Below are 20,135 nucleotides of genomic sequence, written 5' to 3' on the forward strand. Positions count from 1 at the left end.
TCAGAGCTCGGGGAACCAGATGCCGATCTCGCGCTCGGCGGACTCGGCCGAGTCGGATCCGTGGACGATGTTCTTCTGGACCTTCTCGCCCCAGTCGCGCCCCAGGTCTCCGCGGATGCTTCCCGGCGCCGCCTCGGTCGGGTTGGTCGCACCGGCGAGCGAGCGGAACCCCGGGATGCAGCCCTGGCCCTCGATGACCGCGGCGGTCACGGGACCGGACGACATGAACTCGAGGAGCGGCTCGTAGAACGGCTTCCCCTCGTGCTCGGCGTAGTGCGCCGCGAGCATGTCGCGGGTCGGCGAGGTCACCGAGAGGGCGGCGAGGGTGTAGCCCTTGGCTTCGATCCGGCGCAGCACCTCCCCGGACAGACCGCGGGCGTAGCCGTCAGGCTTGACGAGGACGAGCGAGCGTTCGAGAGTCACGCGGGCCAGCCTAGCGAGCAGCCCCGGCGCCCTGCTCGCGGGCCGCCATCATCGCGTCGACCTCCTGCCCCTTGACGAGGCAGAGGACCCAGAGCCCGGTGAAGACCAGGCCCACACCGATCATGGCGGGGACGACGAGGGCACTGAGCCAGGTGAGCAGCTGGACGAGCCACCCCAGCGGGAGACCGAAGGGTCCGCGCAGGAGGCCCGCAGCGACGAACGCGAGCACGGCCAGGGCGACACCGGCCCAGAGCAGTGTGTGTCCGTTGTCAGCACCCGCGGCCATGGCCGTACCGCGCGCAAGGAGCGCTCCGAGCAGGATGACGATGGTCTGGCTGCCGAGCACCACGGCGAGCATCCGCCAGGTGAACTTGCCGAGCACCCCGGTCAGTGGCAGGCGGCTCATGCCCCACGCTTCCACTCGCGCACGTCGATCGCGGCCTTGGCAGCCTCGAGCGGCGCCTTGGTGGCCTGGCGGTAGAGCTTGATCGCGGTGACCTTCTTGCCCTTGGCCAGCGCGAGGTCGATGTGCTGCTGGGTCTCGGGCGGCAGGTCCTCCACCGGCCGGAAGCTGATCTTGTCCCCGCGGGTGCTCGCGCGCAGCTTCGTCACCAGCCAGAACACCAGGGCCGCGACGGCGATGATGACGACCAGTTTCGTGAGCGGGTGCATGGGACGAGGGTATGCCGGGTGCGCTGGTTGGATGGACGGGTGCCCGTCCACCCCCCTGCGCCTTCTCCTGCCCCGCCACCCGCCGTCGAGCCCGCGCGCCTGCGCCGCGTGGTCCTCGTTGTCGCTGGCCTCAACTTCGCCTGGTTCTGGGTGGAGGCAGCCGTCGCGCTCGCGATCGGGTCCGTCGCCCTCTTCGCCGACAGCGTCGACTTCCTCGAGGACACGTCGATCAACCTGCTCATCGCGATCGCCCTGGGCTGGGGGGCGCGCCACCGGGCCATCGCGGGCAAGGTCATGGCCGGGATCCTGCTCGTGCCGGCTGCCGCGGCGGTGTGGCAGGCGGTGTCGAAGTGGGGTGACCCCGCTCCGCCTGAGGCCACGTGGCTGGTGCTCACCGCCGGCTCGGCGGCTCTCGTCAACGGCCTGTGCGCCTGGCTGCTCGTGCGCTTCCGGCACGAAGGCGGGAGCCTCTCCCGGGCGGCCTACCTGTCGGCGCGCAACGACGTCCTGGTCAATGTCGCGATCATCGCCATGGGTGGGGTCACGGTCCTGACGGACTCGGGGTGGCCCGACATCGTCCTCGGCCTGGGCATCGTGGCACTGGGAATCCACGCCGCGGCAGAGGTGTGGGAGGTCGCGAGCGAGGAGCACCTCGCCGCCAAGGCCCTGGCCGGCGAACCCCTCGACTGACGTTTGCGCGCCGGTCGCGCGACCGGCGCAGAGATGCCCCCGGTGGCAGTGCGCTGTCGGGGGAGGGGAGAGGGGGTCAGCCGTCGGTGACGCCGAGGAGCAGGCGCACCTCGGCGGCCGTGATCACGGAACCCGTCGCGAGGACTCCCCCGCCGACGCCGCTCTCGTCGGCGATGCCTGCCGCACGGTCGAGGGCGTCGGGGAGGTCGTCGACCACGGTGACCCGCGCCTCTCCGAAGATGCCCTTGGCGAGCTCGCCCAGGTCGTTGGGGCGCATGGCCCGCGGTGAGGTCGTGCGGGTGACGATGACCTCGTCGAGCACCGGCTCGAGGATCTCGAGCATCTCGGAGGCGTCCTTGTCCTTGAGGATCGCCACGACGCCGACGAGCTTGGTGAAGGTGAAGGCCTGCTGGAGACCGTCGCGCAGTGCGGTGGCGCCAGCGGGGTTGTGGGCGGCGTCGACGAGGACGGTGGGGCTGCGACGCACGACCTCGAGGCGACCGGGTGAGGTCGCCGCCGCGAGGCCGGCCCTGAGGACCTCGATGTCCAGCTCCTGCTCACCCCCGCCGAGGAAGGCCTCGACCGCAGCGACGGCCAACGTGGCGTTCTGCGCCATGTGGACCCCGTGGAACGGGAGGAACAGGTCGGGGTAGGTCGCTGCCAGACCGCGGACGGTCAGCGCCTGGCCACCGACGGCGACCTCGGCACCCTCCAGCCCGAACTGCTCGCCTTCGACGGCGAGCTGCGCGCCGACCTCCTCGGAACGCTCCGCGAGGATGGCCGTGACGGCGGGGTCGTCCTGCTGCGCCGAGATCGCGATGCCATCGGCCTTGATGATGCCCGACTTCTCGAGCGCGATCGCACCGACGGTGTTGCCCAGGAAGTGCTGGTGGTCGAGGGCGATGGGCGTGATGACGGAGACGACACCGTCGGCGACGTTGGTGGCGTCCCAGCTGCCCCCCATGCCGACCTCGATGACCGCCACGTCGACGGGGGCGTCGGCGAACGCCGCGTAGGCGACGGCGACGAGCACCTCGAAGTAGGTCATGCGCGGCTCGCCGTCCTCGGCCGACCGGGCATCGACCAGCTCGATGAGGGGAAGCACCTCGTCGTAGGCGCGCAGGAACTTCTCGGCCTCGATGGGACGGCCGCCGATGGCGATCCGCTCGAGGAGAGTGTGCAGGTGCGGGGAGGTGAACCGCCCTGTGGTCAGCCCCATCTCGCGCAGGATGGACTCGACGACGCGCGCCGTCGTCGTCTTGCCGTTGGTCCCGGTGATGTGGATGACGGGGTAGGTGCGCTGGGGGTCGCCGGCGAGCTCCATGACCGCTCGGATGCGGTCCAGCGACGGCTCGAGGTCGTGCTCGGGCGCGCGGGCCAGGATCGACTCCTCGACCTCGCGCAGTCGCTGCAGGATCTCGAGGGTGCGCGCAGCCTCGCGCTGGGAGGAGTCAGGTGCCGGTGCCATGGCCCCATTCTCGCAGCCTCGGCACCGGCCGCCTGACGCCCGAGGTGGACGTCAGTCGAACGTGACGCCCTCGAAGTCCTGCGGGGTGAACTCGCGCGGCTCGACGAGCACCATCCAGTTGCCGGAGTTGTCGCGCATCACGGCCTCGACGCCGTAGGGCCGGTCCAACGGCTCCTGGAGGAACTCGACCCCCTTCGCCCTGAGGTCGTCCACCGTCGCGCGGCAGTCGTCGACCTGCAGTCCGAGCCCGGGCATGCCACCGTCGAGCTGGGCGCGCTGCATCGCAGAGATCAGGTCGTCCGAGAGTGGCTTGCTCGGAGTGGTCAGGTGGAGCTGCAGCTCGGGCTGCGAGGGGTGGGTGACGGTGACCCACCGGAAGTCCTCCCCGAGCATGATGTCGTCGCCGGCAGCAAAGCCGAGGACGTCGGTGTAGAAGGCGAGGGACTCGTCGAGATCCTTCACCCAGACGGACACGAGACTGACGTTGGTGATCATGGACCCGACGCTAGGTCCCCACGCCCCTGCGCTGCTTCTCCCGGATTGCTCGGTATGCCGTCCGCCCCCCTCCACGCGCCGGCTCGCCTCTCGACGAGGCCGGCCATGAAGACCCAGCAGCCCGGGATCCGCGGAGCTCCACGCACGGCATACCGGGCCTGGAAGGCGCTGGGAGTCTCGCCCACGAGCTCGCGGAAGCGAGCACTGAAGGAGCCGAGGCTCGTGTAGCCGACCGCGTGGCACACCTCGGTGACGGTGAGGTTGCTCGTGCGCAGCAGGTCCTGCGCCCGTTCAACCCGTCGCTCGCCCAGGTAGGCCAGCGGGGTGAGCCCGTAGACCTTGCCGAACGAGCGCAGGAAGTGGAACTTGCTCATCCGGGCGATCGCCGAGAGCTCCTCGAGGTCGAGCTCCTCCGTGAAGTTGCGGTCGACGTGGTCCCGGGCCCGGCGCAGGTGGACGAGGGCGTCACCGGGGACGCGACGGGTGGGCTCGGGCACCACGCCAGCCTAGAAGGGCGTCAGCGCATGACGCGGCAGATGTGGTCCACCCCGTCCCGGCTCCTGCACCCGGATGGGACACACTCCGTCGGCCGAGGGCCTGCGTGTGCGTGTCCCACCCGGGCACGAGGTGGGTGCAGGACCGGTCAGGCGAGCTTCTTGACCGCGATCCGCACGGACTCGCCGTCGCTGAGATCGGCCTCGGTCGTGCCCTCACCCAGGGACAGCGCCTCGAGCTGGGGAGCCGAGCCGAACTGCGTGGCCAGGGTCTCCTCGACGATGAGCGCTTGGTGGGCGACGGTGGCCTCCCACAGCGCCTGGGACCCAGTGACGGTCAGCGAGATCCGGTCGCTCACGTCGAGCCCGGCCTCGCGGCGGGCCTGCTGCACGGCGCGGATGACGTCGCGCGCCAGGCCCTCGGCCGCCAGCTCGGGAGTGACCTCCGTGTCGAGCACGACGAAGCCACCCCCGGGCAGCACCGCGGTCGCACGTGAGGAGTTCGCGCCTCCCTCGACGACGGTCTCGAGGGAGTACTCACCCTCGACGAGCTCGAGACCTCCACTGGTCACGGTCCCGTCCTCACCCACGGACCAGTCGCCGGACTTCGAGCCCTTGATCGCGGTCTGCACCTCACGCCCCAGACGGGGGCCGGCGGCGCGTGCGTTGACCGTGAGCTTCTGCGTCACGCCGAAGTCGCTGTCACCAGCCGACTCGAGGTCGAGCAGCGAGACCTGGCGCACGTTGACCTCGTCGGCGATGATCGCCGCGAAGTCCGTGAGCGAGGCGGCATCCGGCACGACGACCGTGAGGTCCCGCAGCGGAAGGCGCACCCGCAGCTTCTCGCTCTTGCGCAACGACGAGGCCACCGAGCAGATGGTGCGGGCCCGGTCCATGCCCGCGACGAGGTCGTCGTCGGCCGGGAGCTCGTCGACGGACGGCCAGTCGGTGAGGTGCACCGACCGCTCCCCCGTCAGTCCGCGCCAGATCTCCTCGGAGACCAGCGGGAGCAACGGAGCGGTGACCCGCGTCAGCACCTCCAACGTCGTGTAGAGCGTGTCGAACGCCGCCTTGGTGTCAGCCGCGCCCTCGTCAGAACCGGTGTCCCAGAACCGCTCTCGCGAGCGACGGATGTACCAGTTGGTCAGCACGTCGACGAACGAGCGCACCGAGTCACACGCGCCGGCCACGTCGAGCGCGTCGAGCTGCGCCGTCGTCGTCTCGACGAGCTGGCGCAGCTTGGCGAGCAGGTAGCGGTCGAGAGGTGTGGTCGACGCGGTCGATGACGACGCGGCATACCCCTGCCCACCGGCACCACCCGCGCCACCGGAGCCGAACGCGTTGGCGTAGAGCGTGAAGAAGTACCAGCTGTTCCAGAGCGGGATGAGCACCTGGCGCACGCCCTCGCGGATGCCCTCCTCGGTGACGATGAGGTTGCCACCACGCAGGATCGGCGAGCTCATGAGGAACCAGCGCATGGCGTCGGCGCCGTCGCGGTTGAAGACCTCGGAGACGTCGGGATAGTTGCGCAGCGACTTGCTCATCTTCTGCCCGTCACTGCCGAGGACGATGCCGTGGCAGATCACCGACGTGAAGGCCGGCCGGTCGAAGAGCGCCGTCGACAGGACGTGCATCGTGTAGAACCAGCCGCGGGTCTGTCCGATGTACTCGACGATGAAGTCGCCCGGGAAGTGGTGCTCGAACCAGTCGGCGTTCTCGAACGGGTAGTGGACCTGCGCATAGGGCATGGACCCGGAGTCGAACCACACGTCGAGGACGTCCTCGACCCGCCGCATCGTCGACGTGCCCGTCGGGTCGTCGGGGTTGGGCCGGGTCAACGAGTCGATGAAGGGTCGGTGCAGGTCCGGCTCGCCCGCGGCATTGAGCGGCAGGCGCCCGAAGTCGCGCTCGATCTCCTCGAAGGAGCCGTAGACGTCGGTGCGCGGGTGGGCCGGGTCGTCGGACTGCCAGACGGGAACAGGGCTGCCCCAGAACCGGTTTCGCGTGATCGACCAGTCGCGGGCGTTCTCGAGCCAGCGCCCGAACTGCCCGTCCTTGACGTGCTCGGGCATCCACTCGATCTGCCCGTTGAGCTCGACCATGCGGTCCTTGAACTTCGACACCTCGACGAACCACGAGGAGACACCCTTGTAGATGAGGGGCTCGCGGCAGCGCCAGCAGTGCGGGTAGGAGTGGTCGTAGGTCTCGCGGCGCAGCAGCACGGTGCCGGGCGTCACCGACCCGGTCTCACCCGAGCCGCGGGTCGCCGCGCGCAGGTGGTCGATGATCGGTGCGTTCGCGTCGAACACGAGCATGCCTTCGTACTCCCCGACGGGGAAGGTGAAGGCGCCGTCGGCGCCGACCGGCATGACCGGCTCGATGCCCTCGCGGTCGGTGACCTCCTTGTCGATCTCGCCGAAGGCGCCAGCGGTGTGCACCACGCCGGTGCCGTCGGTGGTTGTCACGGCGTCGTCGGCCGCGACGATGCGGAAGGCGTTCTCGTGGCCCTCGTAGTAGGAGAACGGCGGCGTGTAGGTGCGACCCACGAGCTCGGCACCCGTGTAGCGCCCCAGTACGCGAGGTTCCTCGCCCAGCTCACGCTTGTACTCACCCAGCCGGGCCTCGGCGAGCACGAACCGAGCCGTCGTCCCGTCCTCACGTCCCGGCACGGCGGCCTCGACCACGACGTAGTCGATCTGCGACCCGACCATCGCGGCCAAGTTGCTCGGCAGGGTCCAGGGAGTCGTCGTCCACACGAGGAGGTGCGCCCCGTCGAGCACCGCGTCCTCGCCCGTGGAGTCGAGCAGGTAACCCACCGTCACCGCAGGGTCCTGGCGCATCTTGTAGACCTCGTCGTCCATGCGCAGCTCATGGTTGGACAGCGGCGTCTGGTCGTTCCAGCAGTAGGGCAGCACGCGGAAGCCCTCGTAGACCAGGCCCTTGTCGTGCAACCCCTTGAACGCCCAGATCACCGACTCCATGAACGTCGGGTTGAGGGTCTTGTAGTCGTTGTCGAAGTCGACCCAGCGCGCCTGGCGGGTGACGTAGTCACGCCACTCGTCGGTGTACTTGAGGACCGAGGAGCGACAGGCGTCGTTGAACTTCTCGATGCCCAGCTCGAGGATCTCGTCCTTGGTCTTGATGCCGAGCTGGCTCATCGCCTCGAGCTCGGCGGGCAGTCCGTGGGTGTCCCAGCCGAAGCGGCGCTCGACCCGACGACCACGCATCGTCTGGAAGCGCGGCACGAGGTCCTTGACGTAGCCCGTGAGCAGGTGGCCGTAGTGCGGCAGTCCGTTGGCGAACGGCGGCCCGTCGTAGAAGACGAACTCGTTCTCGCCATCCGTCCCGGCGTCCCGCTGCTCGACGGAGGCCCGGAAGGTGTCGTCGCGCTCCCAGTACGCGAGGATGCGCTCCTCGATCTCGGGGAAGCGCGGGCTCGAGGGCACGCCGAGGGCAGCGCCGGGGTGGCTGGAAGGGACCTTCGGGTAGGTCATGGCGGTCGTGGCTCCTGCGGTCGTCTCGTCGTCGGACGAGGACGACGGGCCTCCGGCGCACGCCGGCGGTTCCCTCCGCGGTACCACCTCGGTTGCTGCACGCCCGGGCGGGGCACTTGCCACACCCGGAAACACAGCCGCTCTTGGTCGAAGGTCGTGACGTGACCCGGACGTTCGGTTCTAGTGGGCGGGCGGACCCGCTGTTCTTCCGAAGGCTCACCGCTGATGACGGCTCGAGCGCCTGTGACCCCAGTCTAGCGCCCGTCGTGTGCCGGGCCGCGGCGCGCTAGACTCCCCGCTGTCGCCGGTCCTTCGGTGACACCAACCGCGTCCGCGGGGGAAAGCCGGTCCGAAGCCGGCGCTGACCCGCAACCGTAGGCCGCCCGCGAGGGTGGCGAGCCGGACCTCCTCGTGGACGCGAGCGGCTCCACATCACCCGTCGAGGTCACGGGACGGAGCCCGAACAGCCTCCTGGCCGGGTTCGGGCATTCGTCACGAACCGCTGAGGAAGGCTGTCCACCACATGCTCCGCACCGCTCTTCGCGTGCGCGTCACCGCGCCGTTGGCGCTCGTCGCGCTCACCTTGGGTATGCCGTCCGTCGCCCATGCCGACGTGACGCCCACTCCCAGCCCGACCACCTCGGCCAGCAGCAGTGCCACCGCCACTGCCACCGCGTCGCCGACCCCGAGCGAGACGGCGTCGGCGACGCCCTCGCCCACCGACACGGCCACGCCGGGCGCCACGACGCTCAGTACGCCCGCACCCGCTGCACCCTCACCCGCCACGCCCGCCGCCGATGCGCCGGCAGCCAAGCCCACCGCGACCGAGGCACCGCTGGAGATGTCTCCCTTCGGCCTGTCGTCCGCATCCTCCTCGCGACGGATCGCCGGCACACGCAGTGAGCAGGCGGCATACGCCGGCGGTTTCATGGTGCGCACGCTGGCAGCCAACGGCAACCACTACAACTACCCGGAGTCGACGTTCTTCGACGGCGGCAACACGATCGATGCGGTCATCGGCCTCGACGGCGCCAAGGTGGGCCTCGACGGCGCAGACAAGGCCTTGGCCTACGTCGAGGACAACCTCGGCGGCTACATCGGGACGGCCTACGACGCCCTCTACGCCGGTCCGGCGGGCAAGGCCCTCGTCGGTGTCGTCGCCCACGGTGGTGACGTCAACGACTTCGGCGGCGTCGACCTCGTCGACCTGCTCCTCAACGAGTCTCTCGGGGCGGTCGAGCCGGGCCGCTTCTCGGACCTGCCCGCCACCGGGTGCGGCTACGACGTGTGCGACTACTCCAACACCATCGGACAGGCTCTCGACCTCATCGGGGTCGGCATGGCGACGGGCGAGGTTCCCGACGTCGCGATGGACTACCTCCTCGACCAGCAGTGCGCCGATGGCGGCTTCCGCGGCACGCCGGGCGACAGCAGCTGCGTGAGCGACCTCGACGCGACCGGCTTCGCGGCGCAGGCACTCGTCGGGCGCTACGGGCCCGACGACGCCAACACCATCAAGGCGCTCGACTACCTGGCGTCCAAGCAGGCGGCCAACGGCGGCCTGCTCAACCAGGACGGCCAGTCCAACGCCAACACCACCGGCGTTGCGGCACAGGCCTTCACCGTCGGCGGCTACTCCGATGAGCGGGTCAAGGCACAGTCCTTCCTCGCCAGCCTCCAGCTCGACTGCAGCGCGGCTGCCAGCCTGCGCGGAGGCATCGCGTTCACCGCTGCCGACAAGGCGACGCTGCTGAAGTCCCCGACCAACATCAAGGCCATCGACCGCGCACTGCGGGCAACCCCTCAGGCCACCCTGGGACTCGCAGGCGGCTCGCTGCTCGACGCCACCGCCGAGGGGTCAGCTGCCACCGCTCCCGTCCTGAAGTGCGCGAAGCCGTCCTCGACGGCAACGGCCACCTCCACCACGTCGCCCACACCGACTGTGGCCCCGAGCACCGCCGGCCCCTCCGCGGCGCCCGTCAACCACACGCCCGTCGCACAGCCCGTCGCACAGCCGGACACTGCACCGGGACTCGCCTACACCGGCGCCTCCCTGGGTGGACCGCTGAGCCTGGCCGCTCTGCTCCTCCTCGCGGGTGCAGCAGCGATCCTCGCAGCCCGCCGCCGGGGCGCTCACCGGTGACCTTCGCTCGTCGAGTCCTCGGCACCCTGCTGGGTGCCGTCCTCACCACGGCCGGCCTCGTCGGAGCAAGTGCTCCGGCGCAGGCCGCGTCGTGCTCGGGGACCAACGGTGTCACCGTGGTCATCCAGTCCGACAACGGCACCTCGACCCGTTGTGCACCCGGCGACCCGGGCAGCGCCCTGAGCGCACTTCAGGCCGTGGCGGGGGTGACCCAGGTGCAGACCCAGCCCGGCTTCGTCTGCCAGATCAACGGCTACCCCAACACCAACTGCACCCGCACCCCGCCGGCCAGCGCCTACTGGGCGTTCTTCCACGGCCCCGCCGGCGGCTCGTGGACCTACAGCCAGAGCGGAGCAGGCGGCTACGACCCGCAACCCGGGTCCTCCGTGGGCTTCCGGTTCGGTTCTGGTGCAGCGCCATCGGTGGGGCCGGCGTCCCCGGCGCCCGCTCCCGCACCGACCCGGACCACGGCGAAGCCGAAGCCGACCACGGCCGCACCCAGGCCCACGACGGCCGCGCCGCGGCGCACGACCGCGGCACCCGGAGGGGCCAACCCCACGCCCAAGCGCACCAGCTCGGCGGCACGCAGCACCGCCCCGCGCAGCACGGCGGCACCGTCGTCGTCGGCCTCATCGGCACCGGCCAGCCCCGCCAGCCCGTCCGGGTCCGCCAGCGCCACGACGTCCGCCTCGCGATCCGCCCCTGCCACCAGTCCCAGCCCCAGCGCGGCGGCCACGGCCAGCCAGACAGCCGGCGACACGGTGGCCGGCTCACCGAACGACGACGTGAACGCGCGGAAGGCGACCGAGACCGGCGCCGACAGCACCGGACGGCTCGTCGGTGGCGGTGTCCTGCTTCTCGCCCTCGCGACCGCCGTTGCAGCCGTTGCCCTCCGCCGTCGTCGTTCCGGCGACTCGTCCGCGTCATGACGCGTCCCCGGTGAGGACCCGATGAGCCCACTTCTCCCCCGCGGCCTGCATCCGGCGGCGTGGTGGGGGTGGGCCATCGGGCTCGCCGTCGCCGTGAGCACGGTGACCAACCCCTTCCTGCTGTTCACCGCGCTGGGGGTCGCGGCCCTCGTGGTCACCTCGCGCAGGGGCAGCTCACCGTGGGCCAGGTCGTTCCGGCTCTACCTCTGGCTCGGCGTGTTCATCGTCGCCGTCCGCACGGTGCTCCACGTCCTCGTGGGCCTGAAGTACGGCGACACGGTGGTGCTGCCGCTGCCGGAGGTCACCCTCCCGTCGTGGGCCGCCGGCATCGACATCCTGGGCGACGTGCGCCTCGCCGGGCTGGTCGGCGCCGTCACGGACGGGCTGCGGCTGGCGGTCATGATCGCGTGCATCGGTGCCGCGAACGCACTCGCCAACCCCAAGCGACTGCTGCGCAGCCTCCCGGGCGCCCTGAGCGAGATCGGGTCGGCCGTCGTCGTCACCATCACCGTCGCGCCGCAGCTGGCCGACAGCGTCCAGCGCGTGCTGCGGGCGCGGGCCCTTCGCGGCGACACCTCCCGCGGCATCCGGGCCCTCCCGCGGATCGCGCTCCCCGTCCTCGAGGACACCCTCGACCGTTCCCTGCTGCTCGCCTCGGCCATGGACTCCCGCGGCTACGGCCGACGACGCGCAGTGAGTCCCTGGCAGCGCTCACTCACCGCCACCTGCACGCTCGGGGGCTTGCTCGCCAGCGCGGTCGGCATCTACGGAGTGCTCGACACGACGACCCCCGGGTGGCTCGGGGCCCCCCTGCTCCTCACCGGAGCCGCCCTGTCGCTGGTCGGCATCTGGCTCGGTGGCCACGCGAACGCCCGGTCGACCTACCGCCCCGACCCGTGGCAGTGGCCGGAGTGGCTCACCGTGGCCTGCGGGTTCGGCGCCGCCGTGGCGATGCAGCTTGCGTCCCGCGCTGACGGCTCGGCGCTGGGCATGCCGCTCTCCCCCCTTGCCGTGCCCGCCCTGCCCTTGGTGGCCGTGGCCGGCTTGCTCCTGGCCGGACTGCCCGCCTTCCTCACCCCCGAGCCGCCGCCAGCCGCCACCCGGGGCCCGGGCCGACGCGCGGAGGTGCCGGCATGATCGAGCTCGACCGCGTCTCGGTGACCTTCGAGGGCGCCAGCCAGCCGGTGCTGCGCGACGTCACCCTCTCCATCGACGAGGGCGAGCTCGTGCTCGTCGTCGGCCGCACCGGTTCCGGCAAGTCCACCCTCCTCGGCACCATGACCGGGCATGTCCCACACTTCACGGGCGGAACCCTTGCGGGGCACGTCCGCATCCACGGACGCGACACCCGCACGCACCGCCCGCGCGACCTCGCCGACCTCGTCGGGGTCGTCGGCCAGGACCCCCTCGCCGGCTTCGTCACCGACTCCGTCGAGGAGGAGCTCGCCTACGGCATGGAGCAGCTCGGGCTCTCGGCCTCGACGATGCGCAAGCGGGTCGAGGAGACCTTGGACGTCCTGGGCATCGCCGACCTGCGCGGCGCGGCGCTGCGCGAGCTCTCCGGTGGCCAGCAGCAGCGCGTCGCCATCGGCTCGGTGCTCACTGCCCACCCCAAGGTCATCGTCCTGGACGAGCCCACCTCGGCCCTGGACCCGACCGGGGCCGAGGACGTGCTCGCCACGATCACACGACTGGTCCACGACCTCGCGGTCACCGTGGTCGTGGCCGAGCACCGCATCGAGCGCGTCCTGCAGTACGCCGACACCGTCGTGCACGTCGGCACCGATGGCGTGGTGACACATGGTGATCCGGCCGCCCTCATGACCACCTCCGACGTCGCCCCACCCGTGGTCGAGCTCGGCCGGTGGGCAGGGTGGTCACCCCTCCCCCTGTCCGTGCGTGACGCCCGTCGGCGCGCCAGGCAGTGGCGCAGTCGCCCCGTGCTCTCCCCTCCGTCGGCTCCCACCGACGGCCCCGTGCTGCTCACGGCCAAGGGTGTCGTCATCCAGCACGACGCCGTGGTTGCGGTGGCCGGGGTGGACCTGTCCCTGCGTGGCGGTGAGATCACCGCTCTCATGGGTCGCAACGGCGCCGGCAAGTCCTCACTCCTGTGGGGACTCCAGGGTTCGGGGCGGCTGCGCTCCGGCAGCGTCCTCGCCACGGGTCCGGCCGGCTTCCCGGGTGTCGACGTGCACCGGCTCGACGCGGCGCAGCGACGACGCCACGTCGGCCTCGTACCGCAGTCCGCGGCGGACCTGCTCTACCTCGACTCGGTGGGCGCCGAGTGCCGTCAGGCCGACCGCGAGAGCGAACGCCCGCCCGGCACCTGCCGCAGCCTGCTCGACAGCCTGGCACCCGGCATACCCGATGGTCGACATCCCCGGGACCTGTCCGAAGGACAGCGGCTCGCCGTCGTCCTCGCCGTACAGCTCACCGCGGACCCGCCGATCCTCCTCCTCGACGAGCCCACGCGCGGCCTCGACTACACCGGCAAGGCCGCGCTGCGACGTGCGCTTCACGAGCTCACGGCACGCGGCCGGTGTGTCGTCGTGTCGACCCACGACGTCGAGTTCGTCGCCGAGACGGCCGACCGGGTGGTCGTCCTGGCCGCCGGCGAGGTGGTCGCCGACGGGCCCACCGCCGCTGTCGTCGTCTCCAGCCCGGCCTTCGCACCCCAGGTCGCCAAGATCACCGCACCCCAGCCCTGGCTCACGGTCGACGACGTGAGGTATGCCGTCGGGGAGCCTTCGTGACGAGCCTCTCGACCTCACCCCGGCGGGCACATGGGACGGCGCAGACGCGGGCGGTTCGGCTGCGGCCCAGGTCCGTGGCCGCCATCGCCGCAGTGAGCCTCGCCGGGGTCGTCGCCTTCGCCTGGCCGCTCATCGTCGACCCCGGAGCCACCCTCGGGCACTCGACCAACGCACCGTTGCTGTTCTCCCTCCTCATGCCGCTCCTGCTGGCGGTCGTCCTCGCCGAGATCTCCGAGGGTGGGCTCGACGTCAAGGCGATCGCCATGCTGGGGGTCCTCGCTGCCGTCGGCGCGGCCCTGCGACCCGTCGGTGCCGGAACCGCGGGACTGGAGACGGTGTTCTTCCTCCTCATCCTCGGCGGCCGGGTGTTCGGGGCCGGGTTCGGCTTCGTGCTCGGCGCGACGACGCTGTTCGCGTCGGCGCTCATCACCGGCGGGGTGGGCCCGTGGCTGCCGTTCCAGATGCTGGGGGCGGCCTGGGTGGGCCTGGGCGCGGGGCTCCTGCCGCCGCTGCGGGGCAAGGCGGAGATCGCCCTCCTCGCGGCCTACGGCGCGGTGTCAGGACTGTTCTACGGGCTCGCCCTCAACCTCATGTTCTGGCCGTTCACGACGGGACTCGAGGGCCACCTGTCCTTCGTGGCGGGAGCGCCGGTGCTCGAGAACCTCCACCGCTTCGTCGTCTTCTCGCTCGCGACCTCGCTCGGCTGGGACATCGGCCGGGCCGTCACCAACATCGTCCTGGTGTGCCTCACCGGCAGCGTCGTCCTGCGCACCCTGCGTCGAGCCGCGCGCAAGGCCGCCTTCGAGGCGCCCGTGGAGTTCACCGCCGCGACCACAGTCGACTGAGCCCACTGCCGCTTTGGCACAATCGCGGGCATGGGTCCCCTCGAACTCGACAACACACCCGCCTGGCTGAGCCGCGAAGAGCTCGACAACGCGCGTGAGCGCCTGCCCATCCTCTATGTGGATGCCGTGCCGGTGCGCGTCGACGAGCGGGGCACCGTGACCGGCGTCGGCCTGCTCCTGCGGGCCTCCACCGACGGAGACATCCAGCGCGAGCTGGTCTCGGGCCGGGTGCTCTACCACGAGCGGGTGCGCGACGCCCTCCTGCGGCACCTCGAGAAGGACCTCGGCCCCATGGCGCTTCCCCACGTGCCGGCGTCTCCCGTGCCGTTCACCGTCGCCGAGTACTTCCCGACCCCCGGAGTCACCCCGTTCCACGACCCGCGCCAGCACGCCGTGTCGCTCGCGTTCGTCGTCCCGGTCACCGGAGACTGCGCCCCCCAGCAGGACGCGCTGGACCTCGCGTGGCTCACCCCCGACGAGGCCCTCGCCCCCGGCCTGCTCGCCGAGATGGAGCGCGGTCATGGCGTGCTTCTGCGCCAAGCCCTCGCTCACCTCGGTCACCCCGTCTGACCTCTTGGTGCGGTCGCTTTCGCGCCCATGCGGTCGCGGTCACAATCCTCGTGCGCCGCCGTCCCATCCGCACTCGCGCGCGGAGCGCGCTTCGTGCTCCCGCCAGGCCCAGCCAGCGGCGCACGAGGACTGTGACGCTCGGCGTGCGGTGGCACTCGGCGTGCGTCGGCACTCGGCGAACCGGGTCAGTCGTGCCACGTCCGGCGCTCTTCGGCGAAGCGGGTCAGTCGCGCGACTCGCGTCCTTTGTTGAACTTGTCGACCGTGCGGTTCATGTCGTGATGGTCCAGGGCCAGTGCCGCCTCGGGAGTGGGCGCCGTGCCACCGAGGCGGGCCGGCAGGAAGACGAGGTCCTCGCCGGTCATGGGCGGGTAGGCCGCCTGCTGCGCCTCGAGCTGGGCCTGCATGAGCACCCGGAGCCGCTCGGTGGCCTCGACGCGGTTCTCGTCGGGGGCGACGACCATGGGCTGCCCCACGGTGATGAAGACGGGGATGTTGCTGCGGCCCACGTGCTTGGGAGTGTTCTTGCTCCAGACCCGCTGCGAACCCCACAGGGTCGTGGGCAGGATCGGCACTCCCGCCTCCTGCGCCATGCGCACCGCGCCCGGCTTGAACTCCTTGAGCTCGAACGAGCGCGACATCGTGGCCTCGGGGAAGACGCCGACGATTTCGCCGTCCTTGAGGGACTGCACCGCCCGGTTGAACGACCCACGGCCGTCTCGGCGGTCCACCGGGATGTGCTTCATGCCACGCATGAGCGGGCCGGCGACCCGGTGGGAGAAGATCGACTTCTTGGCCATGAAGCGCACGAGGCGCTTGGACTTCACAGCCGCGAGGCCGGCATACGTGAAGTCGAAGTAGCCCGTGTGGTTGATGGCCATCACGGCCCCGCCGGTGCGGGGAACGTTGTCCTCGCCCACGATCCGGAACTTCAGCCCCTGGGCAGCGAAGACGAGGCGGGCGGTGCTGATCACCGAGGTGTAGACGGGTTCCATGGGGTCAGCCTACGGTGCCGTAGGTTGTGCCGGCGCGCTGCGCACAGTGACCTCGGCACGAGTCGGACGGCGAGGACCTGAGGCCGGTCAGCTGTGCTGTGCAGGCAGCCAGGCGAGCTGCACGACCTGGTTGCCCTGGTCGCGGGTCACCAGTCGTCCCCGACCGGGCGGCTGCAGCGAACCCCGGACGTTGCCCACCAGCGCGCCCTCGTCGGGCGGGGTGCTGAGCATGATGCCGGGGCTCGCGAGGTCGCGCATCGCCTGGAGGACCGGCTCGTAGCTGGCCCTCGAGGCGCCACCGGCCCGCCGGGTCAGCACGAGGTGCAGACCGACATCGGTGGCCTGCGCGAGCAGGGGGATGAGGGGACGCAGCGGGGACCCGGCCGACGTGACGACGAGGTCGTAGTCGTCGACGAGGATGAACGCTTCCGAGCCCGACCACCACGAGCGCGCTCGCAGCTGCTCGGGCGTGACGTCCGGGCCGGGGAGGCGGGTGCGCAGGAACGCACTGAGACCCTCGATCTCGGCCGTCACCTGCTCCTCGGTGGTCATGTACTCGGCCAGGTGCTCGGTGGGCAGCTCCCCGAGCAGGGCGCGGCGGTAGTCCACGACGAAGAGCTTGGCCTCGTCCGGGGTGTAGAGGCGCGCCACCTCGCTGGCGTAGGCGCGCAACATGGCCGACTTGCCGGAGTCGCTGTCACCGAAGAGGTAGAGGTGGGACTCCTCGGCGACGTTGACGCCCACGGGCTCGAGGTTGCTCTCGTTGATACCGAGCAGCACGCGCTTCTCGTCGGGCCCCGCCTCCTTGCGGATCTTCTCGAGCGTGATCTGCTCCGGGAGCAGCCGCAGCTTCGGTCCACGGGGACCCATCCACGCGGCGGACACCTTGGCCACGAGGTCCTCGACACCCTCGCCGAGGTCGTCGACGCGGCCCGAGCCGTCGATGCGCGGGATGCCGGCGAGGAAGTGGTGCTTCGTCGTCGTGATGCCGCGTCCCGGCCTGCCCTTGGGCACGTTGGCGGCGACCTTGCGGTCGATCTCGGAGTCGCCCGGATCACCGAGGCCCAGCTCGACACGGGTGCCGAGCACGTCGCGGATCTGCATGCGGAAGTCCATCCAGCGGGAGGTGGTGATGACGACGTGGATCCCGAAGGTGAGGCCGCGACCGGCGATGCCACTGATGGTCTGCTCGAGCTCGTCGAACTCGGCCCGGATGGTCGGCCACCCGTCGACCACGAGGAAGACGTCGCCGTACCCGTCGTCGGCGCGCCCCTCGGCACGGCGCCGGCGATAGGTCTCGATCGAGTCGATGCCCGCGGCCCGGAAGTAGGCCTCGCGCTTGTCGATGATGCCCGTGATCTCGGCAACCGTGCGGCGCACGACGTCGGGCTCGTTGCGGTTGGCGACCCCGGCGACGTGAGCCAGGCCGGCGAAGGGCGTGAAGGTGCCGCCCCCGAAGTCCAGGACATAGATCTGGGTCTCGAGCGGGGTGGTCGTCAGGGCCAGCGAGCTGACCAGGGTGCGGGCGAACGTGCTCCGGCCCGTGCGTGGCCCGCCGACGACGGCGACATGGCCGGCCGCCCCGCCGAGACGCAGCACGAAGAGCTCCCGGCGCTGCTCGAGGGGACGGTCCACGATGCCCATGGGGATGACGTAGGAGCCCCGGCTGCGCCACCGCTTGCTCACCAGCCCCAGCTCGGGGTCGGGAGCGAGGTCTCCGAGGAGCTGGTCCAGGGAGTTGGGCACGTCGAGCGGCGGCAACCACACCTGGTGGGCGGGCCGACCGTGGCCCTTCATCCGCGCCACGGCGATGTCGAAGACGGCGCGGGTCTCCTCGGCCTCGTGGAGCGGCTGCGGCTCCTCCTCGACGCGCGCGGTGGCGGAGATGGCCTTGGTGGAGGTGAACGGCAGGACCTGCATGTTGGTGCCGGTGCCGCCGGTCGAGGCGCGTCGGCGCCGGCCCTTCGGGGGTCCGGAGACGTAGGCCGCCTTGAACTTGAGCAGGGTGGTCTGGTCGGGCTTGAGGTAGCCCAGGCCGGGGACCGGAGGCAGCTCGTAGGCGTCGGGGACACCGATGACCGTGCGGGACTCTCCGGCCGAGAACGTGCGCAGACCGATGCGGTAGGAGAGGTGGGACTCCAGCCCCCGCAGCCGGCCCTCCTCGAGCCGTTGCGACGACAGCAGCAGGTGCATCGACAGCGAGCGGCCGAGCCGACCGATGGCCACGAAGAGGTCGGCGAACTCCGGCTTGGCCGAGAGCAGCTCGGAGAACTCGTCGGCGACGATGAGCAGGGCAGGCAGGGGCTCGAGGTCGGCGCCTGCTGCCCGCGCTTTCTCGTAGTCGGTGACGTTGGAGAAGTTGCCGGCCGAGCGCAGGAGCTCCTGGCGCCGGGTCATCTCGCCCTGGAGCGCGTCCTGCATGCGCTCGACGAGCGTGAGCTCCTGGCCGAGGTTGGTGATGACCGCCGACACGTGCGGCATGTCGGCCATGCCGGCGAAGGTGGCACCACCCTTGAAGTCGACGAGGACGAAGTTGAGCTGTTCCGACGAGTGGGTCATGGCCAGCGCGAGGACCAGGGTGCGCAGCAGCTCGGACTTGCCGGAGCCGGTCGCGCCGATGACGAGGCCGTGGGGACCCATGCCCTGCTGGGCGGACTCCTTGATGTCCAGCGCCACGACCTGGCCGCTTCCCCCGACGCCGATCGGCACGCGCAGGCGGTCGCGCTGGAGCCGTGGGCGCCAGGCGGTGGCCGGGTCGAACTCGCGCACGTCGCCCAGCCCGAGCAGGTCGACCAGCTCGGTGCTCGAGGTGAGCGCGTCGCGCACCTCGACCTCGCCGCTGACGAACATCGGGGCCAGGCGGCGAGCGGCGGCCTCGGCCTGGGTCACGCTCATCTGGTCGGCCAGTCCTCGGGCGCCACCACGGCTGAGGCTGAGGATCTCGAACGGCACCTGGCCGTCCGGCATACCCGGTCGTGCAGCGTCGACCGCGAGACGCAACGTGGACGTGGAGTCGAGCTCGCCCCACTGCTCCGGGAGGTCGAGGACGGTGACACCCAGGACCCCGTCGTCGGTCACGAGGGGGTTGTGGCGCGGCAGGCGGGCGCCGTCGACGATGACGAGCACGTGCGGCGTCGGGCGCTGGCTGCCGGGGCCGAAGCGGGGACGGTCCGTGATGTCCTCGGGCAGGAGCTCGAGCAGCTCGTCGACGGACTCGGCGACGAGGCGCAGGGGCCCGATGGCGTCGCGCTCCCGTGGGCTCAGTGCGTGCGGCAGCCACTTGAGCCAGTCCCACTCCTGGCGGGACTCAGGGCTGGTCAACGCCGCCACGATGAGCGTGTCCGGCGAGTGCATGATCCCGGCATTGACGACCAGCGAGCGCGCGAGAGCTCGCGCTGGAGCCGCCTCCCCGGTGATCTGGACCCGGGCCCACGCCGGAAGCGAGACCGAGGCGGGCAGTCCGTGCTGGACCCGGTGGGTCGTGAGGAGGCGGTGCAGCCCGGAGGCGGCGACGGGGTCCAGCTGGGCCAGGGGCGGGGTCTCGGCGGGTTCGAGAGTGAGGCACAGCGGCTGCGAGGTCGTGCCCATGCGCACGTGGAGGAAGTCCTCGTCCTTGGGCAGTCGCTCCCAGACGCGGCTCTTCTCCTCGGCGAGCAGGGGCAGGGAGGCCGGGGCGGGGTAGTTCCAGAGACCGGCCTCGCGCTGCTTGGCCGCGGCGTCGCGGACCGTGTCTCGGACCTCGGCGAGGTAGGCGAGGTACTCCCGCCGGTTCGCGATGACCTCCGTCGTGTGCTGCTGGCGCTGGCGCAGCCCGCTCGAGAAGACGAAGCCCAGCGAGGCGAGGAGGAACATCCCGGCGCCGACATAGCCCTTGGCGCCCTGCCCCGAGATGGCGACGAAGCCCATGGAGCCGACGCTGCCGAGCATCGGCACGGCCTGCATGAGGAGGTTGCTGACACCCTCCGCAGGAGTGATCTCCGGCGGTGGCTGCAGGACGATGCGCCCCGTGGGGACCGATGGCGCCTCCTGACGTGTCCCTCCGACTGTCGCCGTCACGCTTCCCCTCCCGAGTGCAGGTGCAGGCAGTCAACGTATCCGAGACCTCCCCGACCGGCAGAGGCTGGCACACCGAGGACCGTGCCGCCCGCCTATCCTTCGTGGAAGC

At 71.1% G+C, this 20,135-nt stretch carries 16 protein-coding genes; 7 read left to right on the forward strand and 9 right to left on the reverse strand.

The annotated features are described in order from the left end of the window. From ndk to ASG74_RS01105, 3 genes are read right to left on the reverse strand one after another with little or no spacing between them, the layout of a single operon-like run. On the reverse strand, nucleotides 1-423 hold the full coding sequence (gene ndk, locus ASG74_RS01095) for a nucleoside-diphosphate kinase (RefSeq protein WP_056138090.1): 423 nt from the start codon (nucleotides 421-423) through the stop codon (nucleotides 1-3). A 10-nt stretch (nucleotides 424-433) separates the two neighbouring features. Then, nucleotides 434-829, reverse strand: coding sequence for a DUF4233 domain-containing protein (locus ASG74_RS01100; RefSeq protein ID WP_056138092.1), 396 nt, complete (start codon nucleotides 827-829; stop codon nucleotides 434-436). Continuing rightward, on the reverse strand, nucleotides 826-1,095 hold the full coding sequence (locus tag ASG74_RS01105; RefSeq protein WP_056138093.1) for a hypothetical protein: 270 nt from the start codon (nucleotides 1,093-1,095) through the stop codon (nucleotides 826-828). The genes ASG74_RS01100 and ASG74_RS01105 overlap by 4 nt, the downstream gene beginning before the upstream one ends. A gap of 108 nt (nucleotides 1,096-1,203) precedes the next feature. Here ASG74_RS01105 and ASG74_RS01110 point away from each other — a divergent pair, with 108 nt between their 5' ends. Next, a complete protein-coding gene (locus ASG74_RS01110) occupies nucleotides 1,204-1,785 on the forward strand; it encodes a cation transporter (RefSeq protein WP_235498756.1) in 582 nt (193 codons plus the stop codon). 76 nt (nucleotides 1,786-1,861) lie between these two features. Here ASG74_RS01110 and ASG74_RS01115 read toward each other — a convergent pair whose 3' ends face one another. The 4 genes from ASG74_RS01115 to ileS all read right to left on the reverse strand — a co-directional run bounded on the left by ASG74_RS01115 (nucleotide 1,862) and on the right by ileS (nucleotide 7,736). Further along, nucleotides 1,862-3,253, reverse strand: a complete 1,392-nt coding sequence (locus tag ASG74_RS01115) for a bifunctional folylpolyglutamate synthase/dihydrofolate synthase (protein WP_056138095.1) — start codon at nucleotides 3,251-3,253, stop codon at nucleotides 1,862-1,864. Nucleotides 3,254-3,304: 51 nt separating this feature from the next. Next, nucleotides 3,305-3,748, reverse strand: coding sequence for a VOC family protein (locus tag ASG74_RS01120; protein ID WP_056138097.1), 444 nt, complete (start codon nucleotides 3,746-3,748; stop codon nucleotides 3,305-3,307). Further along, a complete protein-coding gene (locus ASG74_RS01125; protein ID WP_056139518.1) occupies nucleotides 3,745-4,245 on the reverse strand; it encodes a helix-turn-helix transcriptional regulator in 501 nt (166 codons plus the stop codon). Before ASG74_RS01125 ends, ASG74_RS01120 begins: the two co-directional genes overlap by 4 nt. 146 nt (nucleotides 4,246-4,391) lie before the next feature. Further along, nucleotides 4,392-7,736: an isoleucine--tRNA ligase gene (gene ileS / locus ASG74_RS01130; protein WP_056138099.1), complete on the reverse strand. Its 3,345-nt coding sequence runs from the start codon at nucleotides 7,734-7,736 to the stop codon at nucleotides 4,392-4,394. Between the two features lie 523 nt (nucleotides 7,737-8,259). On the opposite strand from ileS, the gene ASG74_RS01140 reads away from it, so the two are divergent. From ASG74_RS01140 to ASG74_RS01165, 6 genes are read left to right on the forward strand one after another with little or no spacing between them, the layout of a single operon-like run. Continuing rightward, nucleotides 8,260-9,879: a prenyltransferase/squalene oxidase repeat-containing protein gene (locus ASG74_RS01140; protein WP_156465238.1), complete on the forward strand. Its 1,620-nt coding sequence runs from the start codon at nucleotides 8,260-8,262 to the stop codon at nucleotides 9,877-9,879. Then, complete coding sequence (locus ASG74_RS01145; protein ID WP_056138105.1) at nucleotides 9,876-10,808, forward strand: hypothetical protein; 933 nt, start codon at nucleotides 9,876-9,878, stop codon at nucleotides 10,806-10,808. The genes ASG74_RS01140 and ASG74_RS01145 overlap by 4 nt, the downstream gene beginning before the upstream one ends. A gap of 21 nt (nucleotides 10,809-10,829) precedes the next feature. Further along, nucleotides 10,830-11,945, forward strand: a complete 1,116-nt coding sequence (locus ASG74_RS01150) for an energy-coupling factor transporter transmembrane component T (RefSeq protein ID WP_056138108.1) — start codon at nucleotides 10,830-10,832, stop codon at nucleotides 11,943-11,945. Further along, nucleotides 11,942-13,561 carry an ABC transporter ATP-binding protein gene (locus ASG74_RS01155; protein ID WP_056138110.1) on the forward strand — a complete coding sequence of 540 codons (1,620 nt, stop codon included), beginning with the start codon at nucleotides 11,942-11,944 and terminating at the stop codon, nucleotides 13,559-13,561. The genes ASG74_RS01150 and ASG74_RS01155 overlap by 4 nt, the downstream gene beginning before the upstream one ends. After that, nucleotides 13,558-14,406, forward strand: a complete 849-nt coding sequence (locus tag ASG74_RS01160) for an ECF transporter S component (protein ID WP_056138116.1) — start codon at nucleotides 13,558-13,560, stop codon at nucleotides 14,404-14,406. The genes ASG74_RS01155 and ASG74_RS01160 overlap by 4 nt, the downstream gene beginning before the upstream one ends. Before the next feature lie 30 nt (nucleotides 14,407-14,436). Beyond that, nucleotides 14,437-14,976: an NUDIX hydrolase family protein gene (locus ASG74_RS01165; RefSeq protein ID WP_056138118.1), complete on the forward strand. Its 540-nt coding sequence runs from the start codon at nucleotides 14,437-14,439 to the stop codon at nucleotides 14,974-14,976. Between the two features lie 223 nt (nucleotides 14,977-15,199). Here the strand turns inward: ASG74_RS01165 and ASG74_RS01170 are convergent, their stop codons facing one another. Beyond that, nucleotides 15,200-15,970, reverse strand: coding sequence for a lysophospholipid acyltransferase family protein (locus ASG74_RS01170; RefSeq protein WP_056138120.1), 771 nt, complete (start codon nucleotides 15,968-15,970; stop codon nucleotides 15,200-15,202). Nucleotides 15,971-16,057: 87 nt separating this feature from the next. Continuing rightward, nucleotides 16,058-20,026, reverse strand: a complete 3,969-nt coding sequence (gene eccCa, locus ASG74_RS01175; protein ID WP_056138121.1) for a type VII secretion protein EccCa — start codon at nucleotides 20,024-20,026, stop codon at nucleotides 16,058-16,060. Nucleotides 20,027-20,135: the final 109 nt, after the last annotated feature.

This window comes from Knoellia sp. Soil729 (assembly GCF_001427985.1).
In the GTDB taxonomy this organism is placed as follows: domain Bacteria; phylum Actinomycetota; class Actinomycetes; order Actinomycetales; family Dermatophilaceae; genus Knoellia.